The following is an 8453-nucleotide window of genomic DNA, read 5'->3' as shown; positions in this document are numbered from 1 at the left end:
GACGCGACATCTGCGCATCCGTCAGCCAGAAAAGATCAGACATGTTCACCGCTCGTTTTTGAGCCCTGAATCATGCCGCGCGATAGAAATCAATGGGTCCTGACCCCAGGGGGCTTCGTGATGAAGACAGCATTGCTGGACTGTGCCGCCGCGAAGGAATAGCCACGAGCCTGTATTACAGCTGGTCGAAAGAGTTTCTTGAGGCAGGCAAGAAGCGGTTAGTTCCATTGTGAGAATGGTTGGTTTCGTCTCCGCAAGGCAACACCAAAAACTTACACAATTGCCTCATACTTCGTGCTGCGCGCGTACGCAGCGCGAAAAGCGAATTCACAGGCTGGACTCATTACAACTGCCTTTTATTTGTTTGGTTAGCAAATCCCGGATTCTGGAGTCACAAAAATTTAAAACTCTAAGTAGCTGATTTTGCTGGAAATCCAGTTTCACCATTAGGGCAATCCGACAGTACACGCTCGGCTATTGGAGCAATTCAACTAACCTGAGGCTGCGCCAGAAGAGTAGAAGAATGCAATCGCTTGAGCCCGATTTTTTACTGAGAGCTTTTCGTAGATATTGGACAAGTGAAACTTGACCGTGTTGGTTGAGATTTGCAGGTCTTTCGAAAGATCGCGGTTCGATAGCCCCTTGGCCAGTGCTTCAAGTATGATGCGCTCTTTACGAGACAAGGTGTGGATCGGGTCTCTCTGCATTTTCCGAACGTCGATGAATGGGAACACCATTTTTCCAGCCGCTACGTCTGCACAGGTTTCCAACAGATGCTCAACCTCACCCGACCGCGAAGCGAACCCCGCTGCGCCAGCCTGCATTGCGAGGCGCGGAGCATCTCCTGCTTCATCACCGTAGACGACAAAACGGGGCGCGCTCTCCTGCTCACGCAAAACTTCGATCAGTTTGGCCGCACCCAGGACCGGCAAATTCCAGGCAATTACACAAACCTTGACCGGAACTCTCATCACCGCGCCCAGAAACCCTTCGGCGGTTGCCGATGTGGCCACCAGAGAGAATCGCGGATCACGTTCAAAGATCTCTGACATGGCCGACAACACCAGCGGATTATTGTCGGCAAGCATAACGTCAATCGGTTCCTGAGCAGGCTCTGCCATTGATTTTACACCCAAAATTCAGAAATACTACCCATTAGTGTGGGGCATTTCTTGGTATACATTGGCATTCTTGCCAAAATGGGTAGGTTTCCACCCATCTTATTAGAAGGCCTAAAGCAGTAGTAAGTTACGTTGCGCGACGAAGCAAGCAACGCTTTTCTGATCCACAACACGATATTTGGGCGTGGTCGACCACCCCAACGGTCAAGGAGGATCGAATGACTTTCCAGATTTACCCTACGCTCGAAATCCCCGAGACGCTGGCGGCTGGTCCGGGGCCGGGCAACACCGATATCCGCGTTCTGCAGGCCTTTTCCAACGCCGGAGTTGCGGATCACATGCAGGGCGACGTTCTGCGCGGCATGGTCGAATGCAAGCACATGCTGCGCGAGATCTGGGGGACTTCGAATACATATACATTCGCTGTCGCCGGCACGGGTTGGAGCGCACTGGACACCATGTTCTCGGCCGTCATGCCTGGTGACAAGGTTGTTGCATTCAACAATGGCACCTTTTCAGGCATCGACACGCTGACCCTGCGCATCAAGGCGGCAACGCCGGAGGAGCATGCTGCCAACCCTCTGGACCCGCAGGCCGCCAGTGTGACCGTCATCAATGTGCCGCATGGCCAGTCGGTGACCGGCGAACTGGTCGAGGCCGCGCTGGCCGAGCATAAGCCCAAATGGGCCTTCATGGCGCATTGGGAGACAGGTTCGGGTCGTATCAATGATCTGCGCGGATTCTCGGATGCTTGTGAACGTCACGGTGTAATGGGTCTGATTGATGCCGTTTCGTCTTTGGGTGTCGAAGATTTCCGGATCGATGACTATGCGGGCATCGCCGGATGGGCATCGTGCCCGCAAAAGGGCCTGTGCTGTTTGCCATTGACCTATGCGCCGGTCAGCTTTTCCGATGAATACATCGACAGCCTGAAATCAACAGGTGCCTACAGCTATGTCCACAATCCCATTTTCGAGGCCCGTCATTGGGGAATCGTCGATGGGCAGGACGTCGAGAAAGGGACATATCACCGAACCCATTCCGGGTACGCGGTGGCTGCCTTCCATGAATCCCTTCGTCTGACGCTGACTGAAGGATTGGCAAAGCGGTCGGGCTCGTACCGCACGCACGAAAAGGTGCTGCGTGACGCCGTAACCGCGATGGGTTGCGAAGTGACTTCGGATATGCCCAGCCTACTGGTCCTCAACCTGCCACCGGAACTGGCCGGGCGCGAGATGGAGCTGGTCCAGAATTGCCGGTCGCGCGGGTTCGGTATCTGGCCGACGCTCAGCGCACCGGTACAGGTTCGGATCGGCATCCTCAATCAACTGAATCGCCAGGCGATCAGCCAGATCATCCGTCTGTTCGCCGAAGCCCTGCGCGAGCTGGGTGGCACTGTCGACTTCGAAGAGATCGAGGCATTGCTCGAAAGCCGTTACGGCACGTCGATCGCTGCTTGAACGCACTGCATAAACGGGAGGAATGCAGATGGATATTCATGAGTATCAGGCGAAAGAGGTTCTTTCGAACTTCGGTGTTGCCATTCCGTCCGGCGCGTTGGCCTATAGCCCGGAACAGGCGGCCTATCGCGCCCGAGAGCTTGGCGGAGACAAGTGGATTGTCAAAGCACAAGTCCACGCCGGTGGCCGCGGCAAAGCAGGTGGCGTCAAGCTATGTAACAGCGAAAATGAGATACATACGGCATGCGACGAGATGTTCGGCCGCAAGCTGGTGACCCACCAGACCGGACCGGACGGCAAGGGCATCTATCGTGTCTATGTCGAATCCGCCGTGCCGATCGATCGCGAGATTTATCTGGGTTTCGTTCTGGACCGCTCCAGCCAGCGGGTGATGATTGTAGCCTCCTCAGAAGGCGGCATGGAGATCGAGGAAATCTCGGCGGACCGCCCCGACAGCATCGTGCGCTCCATCGTGGAACCCGCCGTTGGCCTGCAGGAATTCCAGGCCCGCGAGATCGCGTTCAATCTGGGCATCGAACCCCGTCTGGTTCAGCAAATGGTCCGGACGCTGCAGGGCTGCTATGCCGCCTTCAGCGAGCTGGATGCGACCATGGTTGAGATTAATCCGCTCGTCATCACTGGCGATGACCGGGTTCTGGCGCTGGACGCCAAGATGAGTTTTGACGACAATGCTTTGTTCCGGCATCCCCAGATTTCCGAACTGCGCGACAAAAGTCAGGAAGACCCGCGCGAAAGCCGCGCGGCGGACCGAGGGCTGTCTTATGTGGGCCTTGAAGGCAATATCGGCTGCATTGTGAACGGGGCCGGGCTGGCCATGGCCACGATGGACACGATCAAGCTGGCCGGTGGCGAGCCCGCGAACTTCCTCGACATTGGCGGTGGTGCCTCGCCGGAACGTGTCGCCAAGGCCTTCCGTCTGGTTCTGTCCGACAACAATGTTCAGGCGGTTCTGGTCAATATCTTTGCCGGTATCAACCGCTGCGACTGGGTCGCCGAAGGCGTCGTACAGGCGCTGCGCGAATTGGAAATCGACATCCCCGTCATTGTGCGTCTTGCCGGGACCAACGTCGAAGAGGGTCAGAAGATTCTCGCCAAATCCGGCCTGCCGATCATCCGCGCCACAACGCTGATGGAAGCCGCAGAACGGGCGGTGGGCGCCTGGCGGAATGACCTGACCCAAAACACTAAGGTGAGGGCTGTATAATGAGCATTCTTCTCGACCGCGACTCTCGCGTAATCGTTCAGGGCATCACCGGACGCATGGCGCGCTTCCATACCAAGGACATGCTGGAATATGGCACCAACGTCGTCGGCGGCGTCGTTCCCGGAAAAGGTGGCGAAACCGTCGAGGGTGTGCCCGTGTTTGACACCGTGAAACAAGCTGTCGAAGCCACTGGCGCGGATGCCAGCCTTGTGTTTGTCCCGCCCCCATTTGCGGCAGATTCGATCATGGAAGCCGCAGATGCCGGTATCCGCTATTGCGTTTGCATCACCGACGGCATTCCGGCTCAGGATATGATCCGCGTCAAACGCTACATGTATCGCTATCCCCGCGATAAGCGTATGGTGCTGACCGGACCGAACTGCGCCGGAACCATCAGCCCCGGCAAGGCGCTGCTGGGGATCATGCCTGGGCATATCTACCTGCCCGGCAATGTCGGCATCATTGGCCGCTCGGGGACGCTGGGCTATGAGGCTGCGGCGCAGCTGAAAGAGCGCGGTATCGGAGTGTCGACCAGCGTCGGCATCGGGGGTGATCCGATCAACGGTTCTTCGTTCCGCGACATCCTCGAACGCTTTGAGTGGGATGAGGACACCGAGGTTATTGCCATGATCGGCGAGATCGGCGGGCCGCAAGAGGCTGAAGCGGCTGAATATATCCGCGATCACATTACCAAACCCGTCATTGCTTATGTTGCCGGTCTGACCGCACCAAAAGGACGGACCATGGGCCATGCCGGTGCGATTATCTCGGCTTTTGGAGAAAGTGCATCGGAAAAGGTCGAGATTCTGTCGGCCGCCGGTGTGACGGTTGCCGAAAACCCTGCCGTCATCGGTGAAACGATCGCCCGTGTCATGGGAAAGGCTGCGTGATGGTCAAGCCTTCGGTTCTTGTCACCCGTCGTTGGCCTGCCGCCGTCGAGGCGCAACTGGCCGAAAACTACAACGCCGTGCTGAATACCGGGGACATTCCGATGTCTCCGTCGGAACTCCGCGATGCGTTGAAGACATACGACGCGGTTTTGCCTACGGTTACGGATACGCTGAGCGCCGAGGCGCTGGACGTTCCCGCAGCGCAGACCAAAATCCTCGCCAACTACGGCGTTGGATACAGCCATATCTGCGAACCATCGGCGCGCAATCTAGGGATGACCGTGACCAATACACCGGATGTCCTGTCCGAATGTACTGCCGACCTGGCCATGACATTGCTGCTGATGGTTGCGCGTCGCGCTGGCGAAGGCGAGCGCGAACTGCGCGCTGGAAACTGGTCAGGTTGGCGTCCGACCCACCTTGTCGGCACGAAGGTCAGCGGCAAGACGCTTGGCATTATCGGCTTTGGACGGATCGGGCAGGAAATGGCGCGGCGCGCGCATCACGGCTTTGGCATGAAAATTCTGGTGCAGAACCGCAGCGCAGTGTCAGCCGAGGTGCTGAAACAGTTCAGCGCAACGCAGGTCGAAACGGTCGATGATTTGCTGCCACAATGCGATTTCGTCTCGCTGCACTGCCCCGGAGGATCGACGAACCGACACCTGATCAACGGGCGCAGGCTCGACCTGATGAAGCCTGATGCCTTCCTTATCAACACCGCCCGCGGCGAAGTTGTGGACGAGCACGCTCTGGTACAAGCCCTCATGTTCGACACGATCGGCGGCGCGGCGCTCGATGTCTTTGACGGCGAACCCCGGATCAGCCCGGACCTGTTGCAGTGCGACAATCTGGTGATGTTGCCCCATCTGGGGAGCGCCACGCGCGAATCCCGCGAAGCCATGGGGTTTCGCGTTCTCGACAATCTCGGCGATTTTTTTGCAGGTCGTACTCCGCGGGATCAGGTGATCTGATGCAAGCGCTGGCGCGGAGTATTCAGCCCACCCCGGAACCTTCGAATTATGCCGAAGGGTTGCGCTCGGAACTGCGGGTGTTGTGGCGGAACATCTTGCTGAAACGGGCGCCTCATGTGGCGACCTGGGCTGAGGCCACGCCGTTGCAACTCATCCCCACCGGGCCTGAAGCAACGCCCTACCTACAGGCCCTGTCGATCTGGTTCCAACTGTTGCGCATCATTGACGAAAACGCAGAAGTCCGGGACCGTCGCCTGACCGAGACTCAAAGCGGGGCCGAAGCGGTCGAAGGCGGATTCGCCGAGGTTTTGTCTGACCTGTCCCTGACGGATCGCCAGACGGAGAAGCTGACCGCTGATCTGTGCGCCGGTCCCACCCTGACCGCCCATCCGACCGAGGCCAAACGGGTCACTGTTCTGGAAATTCACCGTCGGATTTACCGCAACCTTGTCGGTCTTGAAACCCAACGCTGGACCCCGACCGAACGCGCCGAACTGCTGAATGGCCTGGAGGGTGAGATCGATCTTCTGTGGCTGACGGGTGAACTTCGACTGTCGCGCCCAAGCCTGCACGATGAAATCGAATGGGGGTTGCAATTCTTCCGGGATGCAATCTTTGACGCCGTCCCGCAGGTCATGGATCGGTTCGATCAGGCCTGCCTGCATGTGCTAGGCCAGACCCTAAATGAAACACCCGATATCCGCTTTCACAGCTGGATCGGCGGCGATCGGGACGGCAATCCGAATGTCACGACCGAGATGACCGCGCTGGCCTTGCAACGCGGGCGTGAAACGGTTCTGGACCTTTACCGTCAGGCCCTTGATCAAGCTGCAAGCAGGCTGAGTATCAGTGCACTCATATTGCCGCTGCCCGAACCCAACAAAGCGCGTATACAAGAAATAATCGACCGGGTTCCGGATGCTGGCCGAAATCGGAACGAACCGTTTCGGCAGGCTCTCAATGCCATTCGCCAGCGGCTGACAGATGGCGGCTATGGTCACATCTCACAATTCGTGAGCGATCTTGATGCGCTTGATAACGCATTGTGCGCGGTCAACGCCGATATTCTGGCGCGACGGCATATCCGCTCTCTGCGCCGTGCCGCGACGGTTTTTGGGTTCCGAACCACAACATTGGATATCCGCCAGAATTCGACCGTCACAACTGATGTTCTGGCCGAAATCTGGTCACAATCCGGGCAGGCTCCGGACTATGGCACGGCCGAATGGTCTGCCCGTTTGCGAACCGAATTGTCGGATCAGAACCTGCCTTATCAAAGCCGCGATGCGCTGAGCGATCAGGCACAGGAATTGCTCGCTCTTCTGGCGCTGGTCCACAGCGTACGATCAGGGCCAGATCCCAAGGCAATCGGCCCGTTCATCCTGTCTATGACCCGCTCTGCCGATGATATGCTTGGCGTCTACCTGCTGGCCCGCTATGCCGGGTTCGGGTCCGAAACACTTGATATTTCGGTGGTTCCGCTGTTTGAGACAATTGCCGATCTACGCAACGCCCCGGCGATCTTGCTGGATGTCCTGGGCGTTCCGCTTGCCCGCCGCAGCCTCAAAACCAACGGTAACGTGATTGAGGTGATGCTGGGATATTCGGACAGCGGCAAGGATGGCGGCTACTTCTGCTCAACATGGGAACTGGAACGTGCCCAACGCCGGATCGTGTCGGCATTGGCCTCGCAAGGCTTCAAGGCCACATTTTTCCACGGTCGCGGCGGCTCGGTCAGTCGGGGCGGCGCACCTACAGGACGCGCCATCGCCGCGCAACCCAGCGGAACAATTGCCGGGCGGTTGCGCGTAACCGAACAGGGCGAGGTTGTTTCAACCAAATATGCCAACCGCGGAACGGCTGCAGCGCATCTGGAATTGCTGCTTTCAAGCACGCTACGCCATACCGCCAACCCTGGCGAAACCCCTGCCCGGCCCGAGTTCGACGATGCGCTGGATGCCCTGTCGGAACTGTCGCAGACGGCCTACGTCTCGCTTCTGCAGATGCCGGGTTTTCTGGATTATTTCCAGCAAGCCAGCCCAGTCGAAGAACTTGCCCGCCTGAAAATCGGGTCCCGCCCGACCCGCCGGTTTGGCGCAGCCAGTCTGGATGACCTGAGGGCCATACCATGGGTTTTTGCATGGTCGCAGAACCGTCACCTGATCACCGGTTGGTACGGGTTTGGCGCCGCCATGATCAGCTTTCGTAAATTCCGTGGAGCGCGCGGTGATGAAGTGCTGCAGGACATGTTTAAGGATTCTCGTCTATTCCGCCTCGCCGTTGATGAGATGGAAAAATCGCTCTATCAGGCGGATATGGATATCGCCGCACAATACGGCGACCTTGTCCCTGATACTGAGACCCGCCGGCGCATCTCGCTGGCTATCAGAGCGGAATACGACAGTGCCTGCAGCGCAGTGCAGTTTCTGACCGGCGGTCAGACCATCGGTCACCGTTTTCCTCGTCTGTGCGAGCGGTTTGATCGTAAACGGGCCGAACTGGCCCGCATTCACGCGCTGCAGGTCGAGCTGCTGCGACAAGCCCGAAGCGAGCCGCAGGCAGGATCGGTTCCTGTGCCTTTGCTGCAATCCATGAACGCCATTTCCGCTGGCCTCGGCTGGACCGGCTAACCCTTTTCAGGAGGTTTCAACGTGAACGCCCCGCAACGCACCCAAGGTTTTTTCACCCAGTCCTTGTCTGACCGTGACCCTGAGCTGTTCGGCTCGATCACATCCGAGTTGGGCCGTCAGCGCGACGAGATCGAGCTGATCGCATCCGAGAACATC

6 protein-coding genes and 1 pseudogene are annotated in these 8453 nt (G+C 58.1%); 6 read left to right on the top strand and 1 reads right to left on the bottom strand.

What is annotated here, in order from left to right; all coding sequences use genetic code 11:
* Positions 1–491: 491 nt before the first annotated feature.
* Positions 492–1121 (bottom strand): response regulator transcription factor, encoded by a 630-nt coding sequence (locus ABLN87_RS21735; protein WP_353014195.1) that lies wholly within the window; start codon positions 1119–1121, stop codon positions 492–494.
* 218 nt (positions 1122–1339) lie between these two features.
* On the opposite strand from ABLN87_RS21735, the gene ABLN87_RS21730 reads away from it, so the two are divergent.
* The 6 genes and pseudogenes from ABLN87_RS21730 to glyA form a co-directional block, all read left to right on the top strand.
* Positions 1340–2581 (top strand): aminotransferase, encoded by a 1242-nt coding sequence (locus tag ABLN87_RS21730; RefSeq protein ID WP_353014193.1) that lies wholly within the window; start codon positions 1340–1342, stop codon positions 2579–2581.
* A 28-nt stretch (positions 2582–2609) separates the two neighbouring features.
* Positions 2610–3806, top strand: coding sequence for a malate--CoA ligase subunit beta (locus ABLN87_RS21725; RefSeq protein WP_353014191.1), 1197 nt, complete (start codon positions 2610–2612; stop codon positions 3804–3806).
* A complete protein-coding gene (sucD, locus tag ABLN87_RS21720) occupies positions 3806–4696 on the top strand; it encodes a succinate--CoA ligase subunit alpha (protein WP_353014190.1) in 891 nt (296 codons plus the stop codon). The genes ABLN87_RS21725 and sucD overlap by 1 nt, the downstream gene beginning before the upstream one ends.
* Entirely contained in the window at positions 4696–5667 is a 972-nt protein-coding gene (locus ABLN87_RS21715) for a 2-hydroxyacid dehydrogenase (RefSeq protein ID WP_353014188.1), read from the top strand. The genes sucD and ABLN87_RS21715 overlap by 1 nt, the downstream gene beginning before the upstream one ends.
* Positions 5667–8297 (top strand): phosphoenolpyruvate carboxylase, encoded by a 2631-nt coding sequence (locus ABLN87_RS21710; protein WP_353014186.1) that lies wholly within the window; start codon positions 5667–5669, stop codon positions 8295–8297. The genes ABLN87_RS21715 and ABLN87_RS21710 overlap by 1 nt, the downstream gene beginning before the upstream one ends.
* A gap of 21 nt (positions 8298–8318) precedes the next feature.
* Positions 8319–8453: pseudogene (glyA, locus tag ABLN87_RS21705) on the top strand (serine hydroxymethyltransferase); the annotation flags it as partial.

Source organism: Ruegeria sp. SCP10, from assembly GCF_040329495.1.
GTDB lineage: Bacteria > Pseudomonadota > Alphaproteobacteria > Rhodobacterales > Rhodobacteraceae > Ruegeria.
Note: the sequence above shows the minus strand (reverse complement) of the source record. Positions and strands in the feature narration are given on the sequence as shown.

What these genes read in the sequence shown, in the direction of transcription:
- ABLN87_RS21735 (WP_353014195.1), bottom strand. Translation starts at nt 1,121, where the DNA reads ATGGCAGAGCCTGCTCAGGAACCGATTGACGTTATGCTTGCCGACAAT.
- ABLN87_RS21730 (WP_353014193.1), top strand. Translation starts at nt 1,340, where the DNA reads ATGACTTTCCAGATTTACCCTACGCTCGAAATCCCCGAGACGCTGGCG.
- ABLN87_RS21725 (WP_353014191.1), top strand. Translation starts at nt 2,610, where the DNA reads ATGGATATTCATGAGTATCAGGCGAAAGAGGTTCTTTCGAACTTCGGT.
- sucD (WP_353014190.1), top strand. Translation starts at nt 3,806, where the DNA reads ATGAGCATTCTTCTCGACCGCGACTCTCGCGTAATCGTTCAGGGCATC.
- ABLN87_RS21715 (WP_353014188.1), top strand. Translation starts at nt 4,696, where the DNA reads ATGGTCAAGCCTTCGGTTCTTGTCACCCGTCGTTGGCCTGCCGCCGTC.
- ABLN87_RS21710 (WP_353014186.1), top strand. Translation starts at nt 5,667, where the DNA reads ATGCAAGCGCTGGCGCGGAGTATTCAGCCCACCCCGGAACCTTCGAAT.